The following is a 21,656-nucleotide window of genomic DNA, read 5'->3' as shown; positions in this document are numbered from 1 at the left end:
ATCAGACGGCATCCAGCTCAGGCTCGTCCGCTTCAACATTAACGGCAGCCTTCACTTCATCGTGACGACGGATGTACTTCCAGTCCGCCTCGTCGATGTAAATACCGTTCGGGCCGCTGCCGCCTTCCAGGTCGATGGCGACACTGGCGCAGACCTGCGGCTTCACACTCGCCAGGATCGGCACGAAGCCCAGTTGCAAGCTGGTTTCCAACAGCGCTGCCTGGTTCTTTTCGTCGATGTCCGCCGCCTCGTCGAGGTAGTACGGCAGGCGCACGCGACCGGCCTGATCGCGGTCCATCAAGTGCAGCAACAAGTACATGTTGGTCAGCGCCTTGATGGTCATGGTCGTGCCGTTGGAGGCGGCGCCATCGATGTCGGTGTGGATAACCGGCGATCCGTTGACCTTGGTGATCTCGAACGCCAGTTCGAACAAGTCCTTGAGGCCGAGCTGGTTATGGTTCGCCGCCACCAGTCGCGCCAGGTACTCCTTGGCTTCTTCGTTCTTGTTGTCCTGATCAGCGCTTTGGCTCAGGTCGAAGACCGAAAGGGTTTCGCCTTCTTCGTACTGGCCGGCGCTGTGGATGATCTGGTCGATGTGCTTGAGCGCTTCCTTGTTCGGCGCCAGCACGATGCGGAAACTCTGCAGGTTGGAGACCTGACGCTTGTTGATCTCGCGGTTGAACAGCGCCAGTTGATGCTCGAGGCTGTCGTAGTCGCTGCGGATGTTACGCAGGGTCCGAGCGATGTCGGTAACGGCCGCACGACGTGCCTTGCCAAGGGTCAGGGCTTCGTCGGTGCGGTGCGCATAGGCGTTGATCAGCAACTGCAGACGACGCTCCATATCGTCTTCGCTGTCGAACTTGGCTACGCCCTTGAGGCGAACCTGAGCGTACAGCGCCTCGATCTGACCATCGCTGCGCTGCAAACCTTGCCAGCTGTCCTGATAGTCATTGAGCAGCGGCAGCAGGTTGTCCATGGAATCGTCGATCGGGTCCATGAATGGCGTCCCGAACGGCAGGTCTGCCGGCAACAGCTGACGGCGGCGCAAGGCGTCGTCGAGGGTGCGTTGTTTGGCTTCCATGTCGCCGATCTGCCGGCCGACCAGTTGCAGCTTGGCCGACAATTGCTGGACGCGTTCGGTGAAGGCGTCGCTGGAACGCTTCAACTCGTCCTGGGCCGCTTCCATCTGCGCTAGCTGTTCCAGCTTGTCGCTTTCCTCGGCACTCAGGGTTTGCGCGCGGCGGAAATCTTCCAACGCTTTCTGCGCATCCAGCACTTGCTGGTACAGCGCTTCGGTCTGGGTTTTGCTCGCAGCGCGGTCAGCCGCCACGGCAGCTTGAGTTTTCAGTTGCTTGAGTTCTTTATCCAGACGCTCTTTCTGATCGCGCAACGCCGCGCGGTCAGCCAAGGCTTGCAGCGCTGGAGGCTCGATGTGCGAGATGTCGATGGACAGCCCCGGCACTTCGAAACGCTCGCCTTTGAAGCCATCGAGGATCAGCTCCATGGATTTGACCCACTGACCGTCCTCGTCCAGCGTGATGCCATGCTCGCCCAGCGGCAGGCTGAACAGCGCGCTGTTGAACAGACGCATCAGGCGCTCGACATCCTGTTGCGAGAATTCCTCGCGCAAACGGGCGTAGCTGTTGTTGTCGGCGTGATCGAGTTGCTGCTTGACCGACTTCAGGCGTTTTTCCAGATCCCGCAGACGCTCTTCCAAATCTTCGGCGCTGAACTGCCGCGACTGCGCCAACGCACCGGCCAATTCATCGTGTGCGTCCTTGGCCGCGAGCAGTTGCTGCTCAAGGACTTTGACGTCAGTAACCAACGCGAAGCGATGCTTGAGCACCGACAATTCGCCGAGCCAGCGCTGGATGCCGGTGATTTCCCGCTCCAGACGCATCAGCTCCTGAGTGCCGCCGCGCTGATCGTTTTGCAGCGCGTCTTGCTCGTTGCGGTAGTGCTCGGCCTGAATCGTCAGCTCTTCCTTGCGCGCACTGGCGTAGTCCGACCAGGTGCCGAGCAGGGAATCGAGCAGCGGCGAGATCCGGTGCAATTTGCCGCGCAGGATATTTCGCTGGGTCACGCCTGCCGCAAGGGCTTCGACCAATGGGCCAGCAATGACCAGCGAGTTGTAGTCCTGCTCCATGCGTCGTACATCGCGGAACGCTTCTTCGCACGCGGCGATGTAGTCGACGCTGCCGGAACGCAGGCTGTGTTCGAATGCATCGAGAAACAGTTGCTTGAGCTTTGCCGCCGTAATTTCGCGCATGTGCAGCAGGTTGATGAACAGTGCGCGGAACGTCTTCAGGCTCTGTTCGCTGGTGGAGCGCAACGGGATCAGCGTCAAGTCGAGCGGGATCGACGTGTGCCCGCCCACCAGCAAACGACGCAGCTCATCAGGTTTGAGCTCGTAGGCTTTCAGGCCTTCGCGCTCAAGGTTGGTGAACAATTCTTTCTGACGCAGGCAGGTGTCGTTTTTCTGGTAGTGGGCCAAATCCAGCTTGCCGGCGTAGGCAAAAAACTGGTGACCGAAACCACCGCCCGGGCCGCGACCGACCACACCGATTACGTGCGGACCGTGGGGCAGCGAGACTTCGACCAGGATGTAGCTGGTGTCCGAGGCGAAGTAGAAGCGCCGGGATTGTTCCAGGCTGTATTTGCCGAAACTCATGTCCGACATGCGCGCCAGGATCGGGAACTGCAAGGCGTTGATCGAGGCGGATTTACCGAGGTTGTTGGCGCCGTAAACCGACAACGGTTCTTCCAACGGGAACAGGCCGAGGCTGTAACCGGCGGTGTTCAAAAGGGCAAAGCGGCGAATGCCGTAGCGTTCCTTGCTCATGCATCGGTCTCCTGTTCTTCGGCGATAGCGCGGGCCATGGCGTCTTCTTCGCTTTCTTCCTCGAAGTCGCTCAGGTCGAGCGGATCATCGGTTTCCAATAGCTTTTCGTCGCTGTCGTCATCGATCAGCACTGGCACCGGCAATGGCAACACGCTGTGCAGGCTGGCGGCCAGATCACGGTCCTGCTGGACCGAGAGGCAGACATCGAGGAAACGGTGCATCGGCGGCAGGAAACGATAGATGCCGTTTTCTTCGCCAGCGAAACCGAGCTGACTCATTCGGCGCATGATTTTTTCTTCGAGTTCTTCGACGGTCTGCACTTCAGCCTGAATGAACAGGTCGCGGTACTTCTCCAGCAACGATGGCAATTCATCGCGACCGAGGCTGCCGCCGTCGAGCACGGCGACCGGGTCGCGGCCCTGATCAGCCAGGTGCTCGACGAGGATGAAGGTGAACAGCGCCAGACGTTGCGCCGTTTTGTTCACCGCGGCCGCAGCGAGGTCCGGTACAAAGTAGTAGAAACCACGGGTGTCGCAAACCAGTTCAAAGCCCAACGCCCTGAACAGCGTGCGGTACTGGTCCTGGAAATTCGACAGTTGCGCGTACAGCTCCGGGTCGCGGCGGCTGACGTGGTAGCCCTTGAACAGCTCGCGAAAGATCGGTGCCAGCTGGGACAGTTCGGATAGATCAAGTTGCATGGGGAGTACTTGCATGGGGTGTGCTCGCAGAATCCTCGGCGCTGTCGCGGGCCGAGAGCAGGGCGAAGGAGCGCAGGCTGACCTGGTGCTCATGAGTGTGATAATCGCGGCGTTCCAGACGCTCGCGGTTGAAGCGTTTTTCCCGCGACAGTCGCGAGAACCAGTAGAGCAATTCGTCGGTAGCGCCGTCCGGCTCCTGCTCCAGCAGCCAAGTCATCAAATCCGGCATCGGCAGGGCGTCTTCGCAACGTTCGAGCATTTCCCGAACCGTGCGTGGCGCGCGCGGTGCTTCGCCTTTCTGCGTCTTGTGGGCTTTGGGGAAGCGCGCCGGTTTTGGCTCGAAACGGGCCAACGCATAAACGTAGGCTTCGACCTGGCTGGCGCTGCCGAGGAACGTGCTTTGCGGTCGGGTGAACATCGGCATGGCGGCTTGCGGCACGGCGTCAATGCCTTTACGGCGGATGGCCGACAAAGCCAGCGCCGCGCCTCGGGTCACGGCGTTGTGGCGGCGGGCTTCTTCACGCAGCGGCAGCAGCAGTTCTCGGGCATGACGCAGGGTCAACTGGGCGCTGGTCTGCATTTCGAGGATGCGCGCGTGGGTACGCAGCAGCATGTCGTCATCGACCAGATGGCCGAGGCGCTGTTGCTCGGTGAGCATCTTCAGCAGGACGTTCTCGACCTTGCGCACGCCTTGTTCGAAGGCGCCGTCGGCGTTCACCAACTGAATCATCGGCTCGACGTATTCGTCCCACGTCGCCAGTACTTCGGCATAACGTTGACGCAGCGGGATCTGCCGGTCGCTGGTCTTGGCGCGTTCGGCGACGGCCACCAGCGCCTGTTCGTCGTTGGCGAGTTTCTTCAAAACGTCGCGCACGCGCATGTCGAGCAGGCGCAACTGGCGCGCCAGGTCGTGGCCGTCACGGATGTCGAAGGCGTCCTGGATGTAACCGGCCAGACGTTCGAGATGGCGCAAATAGGCTTCGATTTCCAGGCACAGGCCCAGACGGTGCTCACGGCGCAGGTAAGCGAGGAAGTCATGGATCTGCGCGTTGAGCTCGAAACGGTTCGGGCTTTTCGCCACGGGAACCAGAATGTCGAGACGGATCCACACGTCCAGCAGGCTGGTGATGTCCTGCGGCGTACTGTCGAGTTGCTGGGCGGCCAACTGTGAACGCAGTTCGTTTAGGCTCAAGGTGCCTTGGTCGAAGTGCTCGCACAGTGGCTCCAGAAGTGCCCAGTGTTCAGCGAGGGCGCGCAAGACGCGCTTGGGTTCGATCATCGGAATGGCCGGCTGGTTGGCAATTAAAAGCCGCGATTGTACTGCATCGCAGGCGTGTCGATTCACTCCCGGGGCGGGCTGTCGCTTTTTCTATCGGTGAAGTCTATCGATCAAGCGTGGGCGATCTTGAGCGAAGGGCGGTAGAATCACCGCACTTTAGTTATCCACAAGTGGCCGACCTTTGCTTATCGAGTCCCGTCGTCGCGCTTATTTGACCGCCATGCAGGTGGTCAACTGGCTGCCGCGCACCGAATTGCCCTTTGCTGCGCCCTCGCGCCCTGAACTGCTGGAGATGCCCGAGCCGGTGGTCGTCGCCCCGGTGACGCCGGCACCTGTGGCTGAGGCGCTCGTGGAACCTGTGGCCAAACCGGCTGAACGGGTGAAAATCGAGGTGCCACGGCCATCGTTGGCCAGCACGCGCACGAACGCCAAGGTCGAAGAAGAGGCGGTTCCGGTTGCGGTCAAGGCGCCGGTCGTGCCGCCGCCGCGCTTTGCCCTGCAATTGCTGCGGGCCGGGCGCTGCCTGCTGTTGGTCGAGTTACCCACAGGCGAATCGTTCCAGACCCGCGACCCCGCCTATCTGTTGCTCAAGGACATGCTGCGTGCCGCCGGTCTTCCGGACAGCCCGCAAATCGTCGGTGAGCCGGTGCGCTGGCCGTTGCTGGTTCGGGGCACCATGGATCAAGGCCCGGAAGCGGCTCGCGACTTCGTTCAAGGTTTTCTATCGGCCCGGCTGGAAGACGCTCCGTGTGTCTGCGTGTGGCTGATTGGCCTGCCGGCGGTGCGTTTCGCCGGTGAAGCAAACGCCGAATCCTTCAATCGTGAACTCCAGGTCGATGGCTTGGGCTCGGTCTGGGCCCTGCCGGGTCTGGAATTATTAATGGAAGAGCCACAGCGTAAGGCTGATGTCTGGCAAGCCATGCGTCGGCTGATGGCGCGCTGGAAAGAATCTAATGAGTGACGCTGTATCGTTCCGCCCAATGATCGAGGCGGACATGGACGCTGTACTGAATATCGAATACGCGGCCTATAGCCACCCGTGGACCCGCGGAATTTATCTCGATGGCTTAAACAAGTACCAGATCTGGTTGATGTTCGAAGGCCAGCAGCAGGTCGGTCATGGCGTGGTGCAGATCATTCTGGATGAAGCGCATCTGCTGAACATCACCGTCAAACCGGAAAACCAGGGCCGTGGCCTGGGCTTGACGTTGCTGGAGCATTTAATGTCCCGGGCGTATGACGCCAAAGCCCGGGAGTGTTTCCTGGAAGTACGAGACAGCAACCGTGGCGCGTTTAAGTTGTATGAGCGTTATGGGTTTAACGAGATCGGTCGGCGGCGCGATTACTATCCTGCCGTTGGTGGTCGCGAAGACGCCGTCGTTATGGCTTGCACCCTGGTCGACTGATGTACTGCTATTGTGGCGAGGGAGCTTGCTCCCTCGCCACAGATCAACGATTACCGTCTATCGGATCGCGTTGCGCCATTTCCGCCTCGTCCAGCCCATTACCACCGCCAATGTCGTCTTCATCGACAATGCTCAAATCCCAATCGGCCTGTTCGCCTTCGCCGGCTTCATGAGCATCGCGTGCGCCGTCTTCACGGATCAGGTTTTCCGGGCTCATGTCGTCGTCTGTGGATTCATGGTCCTCGGTCGAGGCCCCGGTCATGCCGGCTTCACGCACTCGATCCCGCGGCATCAGCCGCTCGCGCTCCGTTTCCGGTAGCTCGTCGCCGATTTTGCCGCTGGGTGTTTCCTCGTCGAAATCCAGCTCATGCATCGATCCCATGCGGTCTTCGTTGTCATCGATGGGCTCGGGTTGCACCGCATCGTATGGACGTCGTGATTCAGTCATGGCAATTCCTCATACTGTGGGCCTTACTAAGGTGGACCCGTTGGGCTGCTGAGAATTCCAACGACTCGCAACACCGGAAAATATGCATCGCGCACGTGACCCCGATGGACGGTTGTCTGTCAAACCAGCGCATCATTATCGAGGCTTCACAGCATGAACGAATTACAAGATCTGATTGATAACAACGAACGCTGGGCCGAAGCGATCAAGCAGGAAGATCCGGACTTCTTCTCCAAGCTGGCCCGCCAGCAGACACCGGAATACCTGTGGATTGGCTGTTCCGACGCTCGCGTGCCGGCCAACGAGATCGTCGGCATGCTGCCCGGCGACCTGTTCGTCCACCGCAACGTGGCCAACGTGGTGCTGCACACCGACCTCAACTGCCTGTCGGTGATTCAGTACGCAGTCGACGTGCTCAAGGTCAAACACATCCTCGTTACCGGCCACTATGGCTGCGGCGGCGTGCGCGCCTCGATGCAGGACCGTCAGCTGGGCCTGATCGACGGCTGGTTGCGCTCGATTCGCGACCTCTATTATGAAAAACGCGAAGAACTCGCCAAGTTGCCCACCGAAGAAGAGCAGGTCGATCGTCTCTGCGAACTCAACGTGATCCAGCAAGTGGCCAACGTCGGGCACACCAGCATCGTACAAAACGCTTGGCACCGCGGACAGAACCTGTCGATTCACGGCTGTATTTATGGCATCAAGGACGGTCGTTGGAAAAGCCTGAACGCGACCATCAGTGGTTTCGAGCAACTGCCGCCGCAATACCGTTTGCGTCCGGTCGAGGCGTTGTAACGCCCTTCAACAGAGCGTTCGCCGACGCCAGTGCTGCAAAAACAACTGGCCGTCGGCGTTCGGCGGTTCATCGTAGCCGGTGATCCAGCCTCGGCAGTCGGACGATCCACACCGGCAGGCGAACTGACGCAGGAGTTTGTCTTCTGTGGCGGCATAGTCCATCGTCAGCTGTTCGCCTTTTTTGATGTCCTTCAGCGCCCATAACCACAGCTCGCTCATGTCGAGAAATACGTTAGGGTCGCAGGAGTGACGCAGCAGCCCGCAGAAGCGCGGATCGTAGACATGGATGCCACGGGCCAGTTGCCGGGTATGCCGACAGCGATAGGGCAGCAGGTGCCCCGAAGCCCGACAAATTCGGCTGATGCGTGGAAAGTCCCGAAGTGCTACGACGGCCGCCGCCGATCCGTTGGCGTTGTCGATAATGTCGAAGTCAGCCCTGGAGGGGAATCCAAGGCGAACGGGTAACTCTGCAAATGGGTAAACCCCATCGAGTGGTGGTGCAAGATTCCGGAGCGGGGAGTGGGTTTTCATAACGTTCCTTGTCGGCTAGGTGCTGCGACCTCCGTCAGCTGACGACCTTGTCAGCCCTGCAACGCTGGGTTCGTCTCAAGCCTCTCGCAAATGAAACGGCGGGTCTACTGTCATAACTGACAGTAGACCCGCCGTTCATCGTTTTACAGATGCGGGGCAGGGATCGCAGTCGCGGGTACCGGGGCTTTCAGCTGTTTGAGCTGAGATTTGATCGGAGTCGTCGCGCACTTGGCCACGGCTTTTTCGGGCGTCAGGTCGCGGATCGAGGTATAGAACAGCTCGCAGGTTTTTTCTGACTGGGCCACTTGCCAGGTTTGGGTGCAACTTTTCAGTTCAACGTCGGGATTACTGTCCGGTTGGCGGCCCATGGCGGCCTGCCAGCACGCGGCACTCAAATCCTGGCCCATGACTTTAAGGCCAGCCGCGTCGGCCTTGGCCTGGGCATCGTTGCCGGTATAAGTGTCAGGGTCGGCGGCGTACCAGATATAGCTTGGGTGGTTGGAACCCAGCACTGGCACTTTCACGCCGTCGCTCGGACTGATGCTGACCAGGCCCAGCACGTTCACGGTCGGCCCGTATTGCTGCTTGATCCAGTTACGTACCGGCGCGCCGAAGGCGACCATCGGCAACGCCGCACCACTGGCGTTCTGGCTGAGTTGCTTGACCATCGTGGTCTGGTAGTCCTTGAAGTAGTCGTAGACACCTTCCAGATCTTTGCCGGCGCTGGAAGGTGCGGCAATCGGTGCGATGTCGATTATGGTCTGATAACCGGGTGTCTGTTCGGCGGGAATGCCGTTTTCAGTCAGCAGCGTGGCCCAACGATCGGTGGTGGCCGATTTCAGGTAATCCTGAGCCTGGGTCAACGAGTAATCCGGTGGGAAGTGCAGCAACTCGACGCTTTTGCGGTTTTCCAAGGCCATACCCAGTGGCAGGAACAGATACCAGCTATAAGCCCACTTGCCATCGGCATTCAGCTTGCTGGCGCCGGTGTAGGCCAGATCGCCGGCATCGAGCAACGCCGCCAACGGTTTTTCATAGCCATTGGGTACACCGCTGATTTCGGCGTAGAGCTGATCGTTATCGGTTTTGACCCGCACTTTCGCCGCGTTGTAGCCATCGCGCTGCACGCTTTGGGTCAGGTAATGCTCGACAGTTTGCTCCAGCGTCCAGTTGCGAAAACAAATTACATTGCAGTTGTTGGGATAAGCGAACAACCGGGTGACGCGTTCGGTGCTGCCCAGCTTCAGGTCGACATCGGCATGGGCGGCGGCACTCAAGGTGAGGGCCGCGAAGGTGAGTCCTGCGAATTTGAACATGCTCAATCCTAATCAGCGTGTGGGCCCTTAGCTTCGGGGGCGCCTACATACTGAAACAGACTGGACCGAACAAGAAGTAGGGGCCGATAGATATATCGACCCTTTTTTGCGTTATGGCATCACCGGCGCCGTATACGTCAGCGTCGTCCCCAACGCCCACAGCAGAAACAGCACCAGCGGCGTGTGCACCAGCAGTTGCACGAACGAAAACCCGATCAAGTCCCGCGCCTTCAACCCGAGCACACCCAGCAACGGCAGCATGTAGAACGGGTTGATCAGGTTCGGCAGGGCTTCGGCGGCGTTGTAGATCTGCACGGCCCAGCCCAGGTGGTAGTTCAGGTCGGTGGCCACTTGCATGACGTACGGCGCTTCGATGATCCACTTGCCCCCGCCGGACGGGATGAAGAAACCGAGGATCGCTGAGTACACGCCCATCAGCAGCGCGTAGGTGTCGTGGGACGCGATTTGTACGAAAAACGTCGAGATGTGGTGAGCCAGCGTCTGAGCATCAGTGCCTTTGACGGTGGTCATCAGCGCGGCGATCGAGCCGTACAACGGGAACTGAATCAGGACACCCGTGGTGGTCGGTACCGCGCGGGACACCGCGTCAAGGAAGCTGCGCGGGCGCCAGTGCAGCAGGGCACCGAGCATGATGAACAGGAAGTTGTAGGTGTTCAGCCCGGAAATCGCACTGATCGCAGGTTTAGTCGAGAACTCATGGAACAGCCACCCGGCCGCCAGCAGCACCAGCAAAATCGTCAGCAGCGGGCTGTGCTCCAGCCATTCGCCGGGGCGGGTGCGCGGTTGCAATGGCGGCATATTAAAGCTCGGATCGATTCCGCAGGCCTTGGCATCCCGGGCCGAGTTCGGGCCGGGTGCAGTGGCGTAGGCGATGATCAGCGAGATCACGATCAGTGCCAGCAACATCACGCCGGACTGCCAGAGAAAGATTGTTTGCGTGAAAGGAATCACGCCGGTGATCGACAGAATCGACGGCGGCAGGCTGGCCGGGTTGGCCTGCAATTGCGCGGCGGACGAGGACAGGCCCAAGGCCCACACTGCCCCGAGGCCCAGATAGGCGGCGGCACCGGCGGCACGGTAGTCCATTTTCAGATCGGTACGGCGGGCGAGGGCGCGCACCAGCAAACCGCCAAACACCAGTGACAGCCCCCAGTTCAGCAGCGAAGCGACCATGGAGATCAACGCAACCCAGGCCACGGCCGAGCGACCGTTTTTCGGAATCCGCGCCAGCCGATCGATCAATTTCACCGCCGGTGGCGAGCTAGCGACCACATAACCGCCGATCACCACGAAAGCCATTTGCATGGTGAATGGGATCAGGCTCCAGAAACCGTCACCGAAGGCCATGGCTGCGTCGGTGGGCTTGGCGCCCATAAACAGGGTGGCCACGGCGACGATAATCACCGCCAGTGCGGCAAACACCCAGGAATCGGGGAACCAGCGTTCGGCAAAGCTTGAGCAGCGCAGGGCAAAGCGGGCAGAGCGGGTATCTTCGATATCAGCGGCCACGGGTATACCTCGAATTTTTATGTTTGTTGTGGTCTTCAGGGCCGCAAAGGCCCGTCCAGACAGGTGCCAACAGTAAATCAATCGGTCCTTTTTTGTGATCAGGTTTTGCGAGGCTGAGACTTTGGTCTAACGGGTTGTCCGTTGGCGCGTTTGCGTAGACCATGGGCGCCTTGGTTTTTGCCTATGCCAGAGTTCTTTTCATGACTGCCAATACCGATTCGCGCCCGGCGTCGTTCAACCGTTCGGACTACAAGACCCTGGGCCTTGCGGCGTTAGGTGGCGCGCTGGAAATCTACGATTTCATCATTTTCGTTTTTTTCGCACTGACCCTCAGCCAGCTGTTCTTCCCGCCAGAAATGCCGGAGTGGCTGCGTCTGCTGCAAAGCTTCGGGATCTTCGCCACTGGTTATTTGGCGCGGCCGTTGGGCGGGATTCTGATGGCGCATTTCGCCGACCGACTGGGCCGCAAGAAGGTCTTCAGCCTGAGCATCCTGATGATGGCGCTGCCGTGCCTGTTGATTGGCATCATGCCGACCTACGCCCAGATCGGTTATTTCGCCCCGCTGCTGCTGTTGGCCCTGCGAATCCTCCAGGGCGCGGCGGTGGGCGGTGAAGTACCGAGCGCCTGGGTGTTCGTCGCCGAGCATGCACCGGCCGGGCATCGCGGTTATGCCCTCGGATTCCTGCAGGCCGGGTTGACCTTTGGTTACCTGATCGGCGCCCTGACGGCGACGTTTCTGGCACAGGCCTTCACCCCGGCAGAAATCCTTGATTACGCTTGGCGTTACCCGTTCCTGCTGGGCGGCGTGTTCGGCGTAATCGGCGTCTGGCTACGCCGCTGGCTCAGCGAAACTCCGGTGTTTATGGCCATGCAGGCCCAACGCGATGCAGCCGTCGAGCTGCCGCTGCGCACGGTCTTGCGTGAGCATCGTCAGGCCATGCTGCCAGCGATGATCCTCACCTGCGTACTGACCTCAGCGGTGGTGGTGTTCGTGGTGATCACCCCGACCATGATGCAAAAAACCTTCGGCATGACCGCCAGCCACACCTTCGCCTTGAGTGCCTTGGGCATTGTTTTTCTGAATATCGGCTGCGTACTCGCCGGCCTGCTGGTCGACCGCATTGGGGCCTGGCGCACGGTGATGCTCTATAGCCTGCTGCTGCCACTGGGCATCGGCGTGCTCTATACCTGCCTGATCATCGGTGGCAACTGGATTGGCCTGGCGTACGCGGTGGCCGGTCTCAGTTGTGGGGTGGTCGGCGCGGTGCCGTCGGTGATGGTCAGCCTGTTTCCGGCGCGGATTCGTGTCTCGGGCATTTCCTTCACTTACAACATCGCCTACGCCGCCTGGGCGAGTATCACACCGTTGTTGCTGATCGGTCTGATGCCGTGGAGCCCGTGGATCTGCGTGATCTTCTGCGCGGTGATGGGGGCTGTGGGTGTGAGCAGTGCCGCGTATTTCGGGACGAGGATGCCAAAAGTTGGAAGCTGTTCGCCTGCTGGCGCGATCTAATCGAAGGCAGGACCGTTCGTGTAGCAACTATTTTTGTAGGACAACTCTGAAACACTCTTCAGAAAATATCCCCAAGGCCGATGGTTAGGCTGCATACCGCTTTCTATCCCTGTCCATCGGTGTATCCCCATGTTCAACAAACGCTTGAAGCAGGAGCTGTCGGCTCTTCGCGAAGAACTCTTCAGCCTCCAGCAAGTGAAGGAAAGTCTGGAAAGCGAGATGCTGGTCCTGACCCTCGATACCGATGGGCGGATTCAATCGGTCAACCAGAACTTCATCGGCGAGATGCTCTACAACAGCAACGACTTGATGGGTCGACACATCGAAGACATCGTCCCGGCCCATGTGAAATCGGACGAATTCCACCACCGTTTCAAAGCCGCCCTGACCCGTGGCGAGCACTTTGCCGGCGCGGTGCGCTTGCTGCGCGGCAATGGCCAGGAAGCCTGGCTGCGCTCGATCGTGCAGCCGGTTCGGTCCCCGGACGGCCGGATCAAGCACTTCTCGATTTACTCCAGTGACCTGACCCGCACCATCGAGGCGTCCCGTGAGCATGAGAACCTGATCGGCGCGCTCGTGCGCTCCACGGCGGTGATCGAGTTCGACCTCAATGGCAATGTGCTTGCAGCCAACGACCGGTTTCTCAGCGGCATGGGCTACAGCTTGGCGCAGATCAAGGGCAAACATCACCGCACTTTCTGCCAACCGGAGGATTACAACAGCGCCGCGTACCAGGACTTCTGGCGCCGTCTGAATGCAGGCGAGTTCGTCGCTGGCCGTTTCAAACGCATCGACAGCCACGGCCGCGAGGTCTGGCTGGAGGCTTCCTACAACCCGGTGGTCGATGCCAACAACAAGCTCTACAAAGTGGTGAAGTTCGCCACGGTGATTACCGATCAAGTCAATCAGGAGCAAGCCGTCGCCGAAGCGGCGAACATTGCCTACAGCACCTCGCAGCAAACCGACAGCAGCGCGCAGCGCGGTAACGCCGTGGTGACTCAGGCAGTGAGCGTGATGCGTGATTTGGCCAAACACATGCAGACCGCCGGCGAAGGTATCGAAGCGCTGAACGAGCAGTCGCTGGTGATTGGCACCATTGTCAAAACCATCAGCGGGATTGCCGAACAGACCAACCTGCTGGCGCTCAACGCGGCCATCGAAGCCGCTCGGGCCGGCGAGCAGGGTCGTGGTTTTGCGGTGGTGGCAGATGAAGTCCGGCAATTGGCTTCGCGCACCAGCCAGGCAACCGATGAAATCGTCGGCGTGGTGCGTCAGAACCAGGACATGGCGCGTACCGCCGTGGCGCTGATGACCGAGGGCAAACTCCAGGCGGAGCAGGGGCTGGCGCTGGCGGCAGAGGCGGGTACGGTGATTGTCGAGATTCAGGACGGTGCACAGAAAGTGGTGAACGCGGTCGGGCAGTTTGCCAATCAGCTGGCGACTTGATGCCTGCCCTCCCGGTGGAAATCGCTACAGTCGGCGTTTTCCCCAGGAGCCGCCATCATGAGCGTTTCTCACCGCCGTCCGGTTCCCTTGGCCAAGGCTCTGCAGCCGTAAGCAGCTGGCCTTTCACACCCAAACATCATTCTGCGCAGTGCGCTCGCCACCTTCGTTGCCAGTGTTCAGCACACCCTTGGGTTCGATCAGCAGGAGTTTTACCTCCTGCTCGGCAAACGGTTTGTGCTCGACACCTTTTGACACCACATACATTTCGCCGGCGTTCACCAACACGTGGCCATCGCGAAAGTCGATGCGTAATTGCCCTTCGAGCACGATGAAGGTTTCGTCGGTATCAAGGTGGTCGTGCCAGATGAAATTCCCCAGCAGTTTCACCACCTTGAACTGGTAGTCGTTCATTTCGGCGATGACCCTGGGCGTCCAGTACGGGCCGATCTTGGCGATTTTTTCAGCGAAATTCAGGCTTTCGTAAGCTTTCATGAAGCAGCGCTCGTGGTGGATCGTAAATCCACGATAGCCCGCGTATCGGTGTGCTTCTTGAACGATTGTGCGTGGCTCAGCGGCGGTGCATTTTCATCCAGCGGGCCGGCGACAGGCCGTAGGTTTTGCTGAACTGCCGGGTCATGTGGCTTTGATCGGTGAAGCCGGCGATCAGCGCGGCGCTGACCAGTGACTGGCCCTGGATCAGCAGCGAACGGACCAGGTCGAGGCGGCGCATGGTCAGGTATCGATAAGGGCTGGTGCCGAACAACAGGCGAAAATCCCGCGACAGGCTCCAGCGATCGCGACCACTGTGTTGCGCCAGTTCTTCCAGCGTCACGGTGCGATCCATGGCGCAGTGAATGAATTCCCGCGCGCGTTCGGCGGCCACGTAGTCGAAGCTCTGGCGGGTGGCAGACACGCCGGAAACGCTGTTCAAGGCTTGGGCCAGATCGAACAGCGCATCCTGTTCTTCCAGAGGATCGAGGGGACAATCGAGGCTTCGCAGCAGCACGGCGGTGGCGGCGAATAAACGTGGATCGGTCGACAATCCGGTCTTGATAAACGGCAACGGCTGCCCGCCGAGCATCTGCTGGATCAGCGCCGGTTCGATGTACATCATTCGGTATTGGAACCCGGTCTCAGTGCCGGCTTCGCCATCGTGAACTTCGTCCGGGTGCAGCACCATGGTCCCGCCTGGCAGACTGTGGCGCCAGCCACTGCGGTACTGAAAGCTCTGCACACCGGCCAAGGTATGGCCGATGGCATAGGTGTCGTGGCGGTGAAGGTTGTAACCGTGGCCTGCAAAAAACGCTTCGAAACGCTGAAGCCCGCCGACGTCGGGCGCGCGGTGGAACCAGTCGATGGGAGGCGTGTGCTTGGCCATGGTGTTGTTGTCTTGAGCTCGTTGCGCGATACGTTACCCCACTGACCAGCCGCCTGTCTGCTGCCGATCGGATCTACCGGCGGGTAGAAAATCCCGGACTAATGTTGCAAGGTGCTGAACATTCGCTGAAGCCATAAAGGTGGGTCAGGTAATGAACAAACTGCGGGTAGGCATTATTTTTGGCGGCCGTTCGGCTGAACACGAAGTGTCGCTGCAATCGGCGAAAAACATCGTCGATGCGCTGGATCGTTCGCGTTTCGAGCCGGTGCTGATCGGCATCGACAAGCAAGGCCACTGGCACCTTAACGACCCTTCAAACTTCCTGCTCAATCAGGAAAACCCGGCGCTGATCGCCCTCAACCGGTCCAACCGCGAGCTGGCCGTCGTGCCGGGCAAGGTCAGTCAGCAATTGGTGGAAACTTCCAGTCAGGAACTGCTGGGTCACGTCGATGTGATTTTCCCGATCGTCCACGGCACCTTGGGCGAAGACGGTTGCCTGCAAGGGCTGCTGCGCATGGCCGATCTGCCGTTTGTCGGTTCCGACGTGCTCGGTTCGGCCGTCTGCATGGACAAGGACATCAGCAAACGCCTGTTGCGTGACGCCGGGTTGGCGGTCACGCCGTTCGTCACCCTGACCCGCACCACCGCGGCGCGCACCGGGTTCGCCGAGGTGCAAGGCAAACTCGGTTTGCCGTTGTTCGTCAAACCGGCGAACCAGGGATCTTCCGTGGGCGTGAGCAAGGTGAATGACGAAGCCGAGTACGCGGCAGCGGTAGAACTGGCACTGGGTTTCGATGAGAAAGTCTTGGTCGAGTCCGCCGTCAGTGGCCGCGAGATTGAGTGCGCGGTGCTCGGCAATGAAGACGCCATCGCCAGCGGTTGTGGCGAGATCGTGGTGCGCAGCGGGTTCTATTCCTACGACAGCAAATACATCGACGCTCAAGCGGCGCAAGTTGTGGTGCCGGCTGACATCAGCATCGAGGCCAGCGAACGCATTCGTGCCCTGGCTGTCGAGGCGTTTCAGGTGTTGGGCTGTTCGGGGCTGGCGCGGGTCGACGTGTTCCTGACCGACAGCGGCGAAGTGCTGATCAATGAGATCAACTCGTTGCCCGGCTTCACCCGCATCAGCATGTACCCCAAGCTATGGCAGGCCACCGGTATGACTTACAGCGAGCTGGTCAGTCGGTTGATCGAGCTGGCGCTGGAGAAGCATAAGGCGCGGCAGGCGCTGAAGATCTCTCGCTAGGCTGAATACAATAATAATTACTCGAGGAGACACGTCATGAAGGTCAGTGCACGTAACGTCTGGCTGTCGGCAGTGACGCGATCGCGCTGGTGAAGGCACCCTGGGTCATGTTGATGCATTTTCAAGAGTCGACTGGCACCTGATCAAGCCTGCTTTACCGGCTTGATCAGGCTCTGCGCGGGTATCCCGAACAGATCGTGAAGTTTCCAGATCATCGGAAGCGTCAATGCACGTTTGCCATTGAGCACTTCATATACTCGGTTTGTGCGACCAATGGCGGGTGCGAGGTCTGCAGCAGACAGGCCGGACTGCTCCATACGAAACTTAATCGCATCGATTGGATTGGGCAGGTCCACGGGAAACCGCTTCGATTCATAGGCTTCGATCAGCGTGATCATAATGTCGAAGTAATCACCCTCGGGGGTGCCAGGCTCTGGTTCGTTGTCGAACAGCACTGACACGTTCTTGATGGCTGCACGGTAGTCCTCGTCGGTGTGAATTGGGCGAATGTTCATGGGTTACTCCATCTCGACGGTATTAGCGTCGACCGTGTCGTACTGCTTGTGAGTGCCGACAAATTTTATGTACACGGCGCCGAAGCGATAGGCCACAGCGACTACCAACCGAAAGTTGCCCTTGATGTTGAACACGACTCTGCGGCTTTTGAGAATACTGGCGGTAGCAAAGTGCGCCTTTATGTCCGTTGGCGCTTTCCACTCAGCATTTTTTGCCTCATCAATCCAGGCCAGAAAGGATTGTTCCGAGTCTGGGTATTTCTCCCAAAACCTTTTCAGCTGACTGATAGCGATGATTCTCATGGAGTGATCCTAGTCCCGTCGTGGGACTGATACAAGTCTTTGGAGGCGCATCCGATGTGCGGAGGAGTGAGTTCGACTTCTGTAATCAAGCACTGCCGACAGCTGATTTGATGAGTTGGGGCAGACGCGGAACTGGGGAAAACTGATCTTTAAACTCTATCCAAGAAGCAGTCATCTGTGGGTAGGAAAAGGCGGCGCAAGATGGCCGATCAGTATTCGTTACCTTTAAAAAGGGCCTACCTCTCGGTAAGCCCTTGCTCTTTCCTGCGTAAGACTCAATCCCCCAACGCGGCTCCCTCACGTCGCGGGTCGGCCCCTCCCGCCAACGACGTTCTCCCCTGAGCATCCTTCACCCGAACAATCGCCTGGATCCCGCTGGTCATGTCGATTTCGTTGACGCTGTGCCCTTTGTCCTTCAGCGCCTGAATCAGCGCCGGGCTGAACTGCCCCTGTTCCAGTTCTGTCGGGCCGTTGCGGCTGCCGAAGTTGGGCAGGCTGATGGCGGTTTGCGGATCAAGGTTCCAGTCGAGCATACCGATGGTGGATTTGGCGACGTATTGGATGATCTGCGAGCCGCCGGGGGAACCGACGCTGGCGAGGAATTCGCCGCTCTGGCGGTCGAAGATCAGGGTTGGGGCCATGGACGAGCGCGGGCGTTTGCCGGGTTCGACGCGGTTGGCGATCTTCTGGCCGTTCTCTTCGGGGATGAACGAGAAGTCGGTCATCTGGTTGTTGAGCAGGAAGCCTTGAACCATCAGGTGTGAGCCGAAAGCCGATTCCACGGTGGTGGTCATGGACACGGCGCCGCCTTCGTCATCGACCGCCACCACTTGCGAGGTGGAAATACGCAGCGGTGAGCGGTCCGGCGCATAGGCGACCTGAATGCCCGGCGGGGTGCCGGGTTTGGCTGTGCCCATGCTGCGATCCCCAATCAGCGCGGCGCGGCTGGCCAGGTAACTCGGGTCCACCAGACCTTTGACGGGGACGGGCACGAAGTCGGCGTCGGCCACGTACAGCGCGCGGTCGGCGTAGGCCAGGCGCTCGGCCTCGGAGATCAGGTGCACGGCTTCAGGCGTCGGTTCAATGCCCGCAGGCTTATTTGTCTTGACCGGCTTGAACGATGCGAGGGCAAAACGCGGGTCACGGGTTTCCAAGGCCTGCAAGGTGCCGAGGATCTGCGCCATGGCGATCCCACCCGAAGACGGTGGCGGCATGCCGCAGACCTGCCAGCGTTTGTAGTCGGTGCACAGCGGCGCGCGCTCCTTGGCGCTGTAGCCATTGAGGTCGTTCAGCGACAGGCTGCCGGGGTTGGCGTGGCCCTGAACCTTGGCGACGATCTCTTGTGCGATGGGGCCTTTGTACAACGCATCCGGTCCTTCCTTGGCGATGCGTTTGAACACAGCGGCCAGTGCCAAGTTTTTCAGCGCCGTGCCGACGGCTTTCGGGCTGCCATCGGCATTCAGGAAGTAGGCCGCCATGTCCGGTGAGCTGCGCACGGACGAGTCCGAGGCGATCAACTGGTGAAGGCGTGGCGAGATGCCGAAGCCTTGCTCCGCGAGTTTGATGGCCGGTTCGAACAGCTGCGCCCACGGCAGGCGACCGTGGTTCTGATGGGCCAACTCAAGTGCCCGCAACACGCCCGGTGTCCCCACCGAACGACCACCAATCTGCGCCTGGGTGAACGGCATCGGTTTGCCATCGGCTTGCAGGAAAAGCTTCTCGGTGGCGCCGGCCGGAGCGGTTTCGCGACCGTCATAGGTTCGCACGGCCTTGCCATCCCACAGCACGATCAACGCGCCACCGCCAATGCCCGAGGATTGCGGCTCGACCAGCGTCAGTACGGCCTGCATCGCAATCGCGGCATCGATTGCCGAACCGCCCTGACGCAACATCTCCCGTCCGGCCTCGGCGGCCAGCGGATTGGCCGCGGCCGCCATGTGTTTTGCAGCGTGTTGGGTCTGCAGATCGGCGCGATAACCCGAAGCGATTTCCGGCGCAACAGACAACGTCGAAGAGGTCGGGGCACTACAGGCTGCGAGGGTTAAAGCCGTGGCGATCAGCGAAAAGGCTGACAGGCGATAGAGGCTCAAGTGGAAGGCTGAGAACACGTGGGGGCACTCCGTCCGTGGGAAAGATCAGAGGACTCTATCGGCCGACAGGGAGTGACGCAAACCAAGGCCTACAGCAAAGACACTTTTGTCCTTCATGAAGTAGTGGATTCTCTGTAGGGTCGAGGCAATAGACTGACCAGAAGATCAACAAGAGGCAGACATGCAGACCGAGTTCCCCACCCAGCCGAGTTACCGCACTCAGCGTGATCAATTCCTGGCCGCTGCGACCGCGGCCGGTGCGACGCTGACCGAGTACCCGCATCCACTCAACGGGCCATTCGGTGAGTCACTGAGCACCGATGTGGCGGTACTTGGCGATCCGGGCGCGAAGCGTTTGCTGATTGCGCTGAGCGGCACTCACGGCGTTGAAGGCTTCTATGGTTCGGGATGTCAGATCAAGTGGTTGCAGGCGTTGGGCAAGCGTTCGCTGCCGGCCGATGTCGCGGTGGTGATGATCCACCTGATAAATCCCTGGGGCACTGCGTGGCTGCGTCGAGTCAACGAAGACAACATCGACCTGAATCGCAATCACCTGAACTTCGACCACGCATTGCCGGATAACCAAGCCTATGCAGCGCTGCATGAAATCTACGCCTGCACGGAGTTGCAAGGCCCGGAGCGAGATCGCGCCGATGCCTTGCTTAATGCGCAGATCGGCGAACATGGCTGGCCAGCGGTGATGTCGATTGTCGAAGGCGGCCAGCACTGTTATCCCGATGGTTTGTTTTACGGCGGACGGGCACCGAGCTGGTCGAACCGCACGTTGCATCAGATCCTTCAAAAGCATGTCTCCCATGCCGAAGTGGCCATGTGTTTCGACTTGCACACCGGCGCGGGGGAGTATGGTCATCCGATGTTGCTGACTATTACCGAAGCAGCCTATCCAGCGCTTGCGGATGCGCAGGCCATTTACGGCCCGTGGCTCTACGCGCTGCTGACCGGCGCCGACACGCTGAGCGAAACCGGTGTTGCGGCCACCGCCACCGGCTACACCTCGCAGGCGTTGATCAATGCGCTGCCGCACGTGCGGTTGATGCCGTTTGTGATTGAGTGCGGGACGTATCCCGGCGCCGAGGTTCATCGTCATCTGCGCGACGATCACTGGCTGCACCTGCACGGCGACCCAAGTGATGGCGTGGGACGTGGGATCAAATTGAATTTGCTTGAGCAGTTCTATCCCGCTGACAGCGACTGGCAGGCGATGGTCTGGCTGCGCACTTGGCAAATATGGGAGCGGGCGTTGTCAGCGTTGCCGGCGATTCGTTCCTGACGCGACTTCTTGGGTCGCTCGGCGCTGTTTATTAGGGGCACTTTTTCGAGGCATAAAAAAACGGCCTACCTTTCGGTAAGCCGTTTTTAGTACTTACTTGACGCGAGCCTTCCATGGGGTTGTTTCCCCAAATGGGGGAGAATGAACACTTCAGCTCTGAGTAGAGCAGTTTTTGATTCACTCCCGTGCCCCGCAGACGAGATGCGCCCGACACATGGGATGCGTCGGAGGCGATGGCAACGCCCTTCCTAAAATCGAGCACATTGGTCCTTCAGTACATGCGTAAATCAGATCGGCTATTCCAGGTAGTAAACCTGATCCGGGTACATCAGCCGATTACAGCGGAAGACTTGGCAGGGCGTATCGGGGTCTCAGTCCGCACGATTTATCGGTATATCGACGACCTGTCTGTGAGCGGTATTCCTCTCTATGGCGTCGCTGGCGTTGGGTATGCTCTGCACGAAGGGTTTGAGTTACCGCCTCTGACACTCACCCAAGATGAACTCGACGCGCTGATGTTGGGCGTTGAGATGCTTTCAAATTCCGCAGGCACTGAACTCGCTTCTTCTGCAAGGACGCTGTTGAGCAAAGTTGCTGCCGTATTGCCGTTTCGCAATACAGAACCATCACTCTCCACTATCCGCGCGTTGAGGGCTAAGCCCGTCACACCAGACCAACGATATTTGGACGATCTCCACTGCGCTATTCAGCAGGCGAGAGCCGTCCACTTTTCATATTTCAGCTTGAGTGAAGAGATCTCGGACAGGACGGTGTTCCCCTTGGGCCTTTTCTACTGGGGAGGAAAGTGGACTGTCGGAACATGGTGTATGTCCAGAAAGGCATACAGAGACTTTCGAGTTGACCGGATACGAAGCCTGCAGATCATGACGGATGGACAGAAGCTTGAGGCGCAATGGAACCTGCGGTCATACATGCAGTTTCAGTCTGATCAATGGACGGCCCAACAACCTCTCAAGCACTGACAGTACGGTGTCAGTACGACCCCAAGATACTGGTCGCTCCTC

20 protein-coding genes and 1 pseudogene are annotated in these 21,656 nt (G+C 59.4%); 9 read left to right on the top strand and 12 right to left on the bottom strand.

Annotation, left to right across the window (positions count from 1 at the left end; genetic code table 11):
- Position 1 precedes the first annotated feature (1 nt).
- The 3 genes from mksF to mksB are packed head-to-tail and all read right to left on the bottom strand — an operon-like array spanning position 2 to position 4,819.
- On the bottom strand, positions 2–2,842 hold the full coding sequence (gene mksF / locus ACYZTR_RS23810) for an Mks condensin complex protein MksF (RefSeq protein ID WP_461974339.1): 2,841 nt from the start codon (positions 2,840–2,842) through the stop codon (positions 2–4).
- Complete coding sequence (gene mksE / locus ACYZTR_RS23805) at positions 2,839–3,540, bottom strand: Mks condensin complex protein MksE (protein WP_461974337.1); 702 nt, start codon at positions 3,538–3,540, stop codon at positions 2,839–2,841. Before mksE ends, mksF begins: the two co-directional genes overlap by 4 nt.
- Positions 3,530–4,819, bottom strand: a complete 1,290-nt coding sequence (gene mksB / locus ACYZTR_RS23800; protein ID WP_461974335.1) for an Mks condensin complex protein MksB — start codon at positions 4,817–4,819, stop codon at positions 3,530–3,532. Before mksB ends, mksE begins: the two co-directional genes overlap by 11 nt.
- A gap of 220 nt (positions 4,820–5,039) precedes the next feature.
- Here mksB and ACYZTR_RS23795 point away from each other — a divergent pair, with 220 nt between their 5' ends.
- A complete protein-coding gene (locus tag ACYZTR_RS23795; protein WP_461979859.1) occupies positions 5,040–5,780 on the top strand; it encodes an energy transducer TonB in 741 nt (246 codons plus the stop codon).
- Entirely contained in the window at positions 5,773–6,225 is a 453-nt protein-coding gene (gene rimI / locus ACYZTR_RS23790; protein WP_461974333.1) for a ribosomal protein S18-alanine N-acetyltransferase, read from the top strand. Before ACYZTR_RS23795 ends, rimI begins: the two co-directional genes overlap by 8 nt.
- Positions 6,226–6,268: 43 nt before the next feature.
- Here rimI and ACYZTR_RS23785 read toward each other — a convergent pair whose 3' ends face one another.
- On the bottom strand, positions 6,269–6,673 hold the full coding sequence (locus ACYZTR_RS23785; protein WP_461974331.1) for a serine kinase/phosphatase: 405 nt from the start codon (positions 6,671–6,673) through the stop codon (positions 6,269–6,271).
- Positions 6,674–6,826: 153 nt separating this feature from the next.
- On the opposite strand from ACYZTR_RS23785, the gene can reads away from it, so the two are divergent.
- Complete coding sequence (gene can / locus ACYZTR_RS23780) at positions 6,827–7,471, top strand: carbonate dehydratase (RefSeq protein ID WP_449643105.1); 645 nt, start codon at positions 6,827–6,829, stop codon at positions 7,469–7,471.
- A 6-nt stretch (positions 7,472–7,477) separates the two neighbouring features.
- On the opposite strand, the gene ACYZTR_RS23775 is transcribed toward can, so the two are convergent.
- The 3 genes from ACYZTR_RS23775 to ACYZTR_RS23765 all read right to left on the bottom strand — a co-directional run bounded on the left by ACYZTR_RS23775 (position 7,478) and on the right by ACYZTR_RS23765 (position 10,848).
- The gene (locus ACYZTR_RS23775; protein ID WP_461974327.1) at positions 7,478–8,002 is read right to left on the bottom strand and encodes an SET domain-containing protein-lysine N-methyltransferase; all 525 of its coding nucleotides are present in this window, start codon (positions 8,000–8,002) and stop codon (positions 7,478–7,480) included.
- 143 nt (positions 8,003–8,145) lie between these two features.
- Entirely contained in the window at positions 8,146–9,318 is a 1,173-nt protein-coding gene (locus ACYZTR_RS23770; RefSeq protein ID WP_461974325.1) for a hypothetical protein, read from the bottom strand.
- Positions 9,319–9,429: 111 nt separating this feature from the next.
- A complete protein-coding gene (locus ACYZTR_RS23765) occupies positions 9,430–10,848 on the bottom strand; it encodes a short-chain fatty acid transporter (protein ID WP_461974323.1) in 1,419 nt (472 codons plus the stop codon).
- A 200-nt stretch (positions 10,849–11,048) separates the two neighbouring features.
- On the opposite strand from ACYZTR_RS23765, the gene ACYZTR_RS23760 reads away from it, so the two are divergent.
- The 3 genes and pseudogenes from ACYZTR_RS23760 (at position 11,049) to ACYZTR_RS23750 (ending at position 13,808) form a co-directional block, all read left to right on the top strand.
- Positions 11,049–12,362: an MFS transporter gene (locus tag ACYZTR_RS23760; RefSeq protein WP_461974321.1), complete on the top strand. Its 1,314-nt coding sequence runs from the start codon at positions 11,049–11,051 to the stop codon at positions 12,360–12,362.
- Between the two features lie 129 nt (positions 12,363–12,491).
- Positions 12,492–13,220: pseudogene (locus ACYZTR_RS23755) on the top strand (PAS domain-containing protein); the annotation flags it as partial.
- On the top strand, positions 13,200–13,808 hold the full coding sequence (locus ACYZTR_RS23750) for a methyl-accepting chemotaxis protein (protein WP_461979857.1): 609 nt from the start codon (positions 13,200–13,202) through the stop codon (positions 13,806–13,808). The pseudogene ACYZTR_RS23755 and the gene ACYZTR_RS23750, both read left to right, overlap by 21 nt.
- Positions 13,809–13,931: 123 nt before the next feature.
- Here ACYZTR_RS23750 and ACYZTR_RS23745 read toward each other — a convergent pair whose 3' ends face one another.
- Both ACYZTR_RS23745 and ACYZTR_RS23740 read right to left on the bottom strand, forming a co-directional pair.
- Positions 13,932–14,300: a cupin domain-containing protein gene (locus ACYZTR_RS23745; RefSeq protein ID WP_461974319.1), complete on the bottom strand. Its 369-nt coding sequence runs from the start codon at positions 14,298–14,300 to the stop codon at positions 13,932–13,934.
- A 76-nt stretch (positions 14,301–14,376) separates the two neighbouring features.
- Positions 14,377–15,186, bottom strand: a complete 810-nt coding sequence (locus ACYZTR_RS23740) for an AraC family transcriptional regulator (RefSeq protein WP_461974317.1) — start codon at positions 15,184–15,186, stop codon at positions 14,377–14,379.
- 151 nt (positions 15,187–15,337) lie between these two features.
- On the opposite strand from ACYZTR_RS23740, the gene ddlA reads away from it, so the two are divergent.
- On the top strand, positions 15,338–16,432 hold the full coding sequence (gene ddlA, locus ACYZTR_RS23735) for a D-alanine--D-alanine ligase (RefSeq protein ID WP_461974315.1): 1,095 nt from the start codon (positions 15,338–15,340) through the stop codon (positions 16,430–16,432).
- 143 nt (positions 16,433–16,575) lie between these two features.
- Here ddlA and ACYZTR_RS23730 read toward each other — a convergent pair whose 3' ends face one another.
- From ACYZTR_RS23730 to ggt, 3 genes are all read right to left on the bottom strand, one after another.
- Positions 16,576–16,947, bottom strand: coding sequence for a helix-turn-helix domain-containing protein (locus ACYZTR_RS23730; RefSeq protein WP_461974313.1), 372 nt, complete (start codon positions 16,945–16,947; stop codon positions 16,576–16,578).
- 3 nt (positions 16,948–16,950) lie between these two features.
- A complete protein-coding gene (locus tag ACYZTR_RS23725) occupies positions 16,951–17,250 on the bottom strand; it encodes a type II toxin-antitoxin system HigB family toxin (RefSeq protein ID WP_461974311.1) in 300 nt (99 codons plus the stop codon).
- A gap of 275 nt (positions 17,251–17,525) precedes the next feature.
- Positions 17,526–19,358: a gamma-glutamyltransferase gene (ggt, locus tag ACYZTR_RS23720; RefSeq protein ID WP_461974309.1), complete on the bottom strand. Its 1,833-nt coding sequence runs from the start codon at positions 19,356–19,358 to the stop codon at positions 17,526–17,528.
- A gap of 163 nt (positions 19,359–19,521) precedes the next feature.
- Between ggt and ACYZTR_RS23715 the strand changes: the two genes are divergently transcribed.
- Together ACYZTR_RS23715 and ACYZTR_RS23710 are read left to right on the top strand one after the other, a co-directional pair.
- Positions 19,522–20,631 carry a DUF2817 domain-containing protein gene (locus ACYZTR_RS23715; protein ID WP_461974307.1) on the top strand — a complete coding sequence of 370 codons (1,110 nt, stop codon included), beginning with the start codon at positions 19,522–19,524 and terminating at the stop codon, positions 20,629–20,631.
- Positions 20,632–20,909: 278 nt separating this feature from the next.
- Positions 20,910–21,614 carry a helix-turn-helix transcriptional regulator gene (locus ACYZTR_RS23710; RefSeq protein WP_461974305.1) on the top strand — a complete coding sequence of 235 codons (705 nt, stop codon included), beginning with the start codon at positions 20,910–20,912 and terminating at the stop codon, positions 21,612–21,614.
- The last annotated feature ends 42 nt before the right edge of the window (positions 21,615–21,656 follow it).

The organism is Pseudomonas sp. Hz4 (assembly GCF_054898165.1).
Note: the sequence above shows the minus strand (reverse complement) of the source record. Positions and strands in the feature narration are given on the sequence as shown.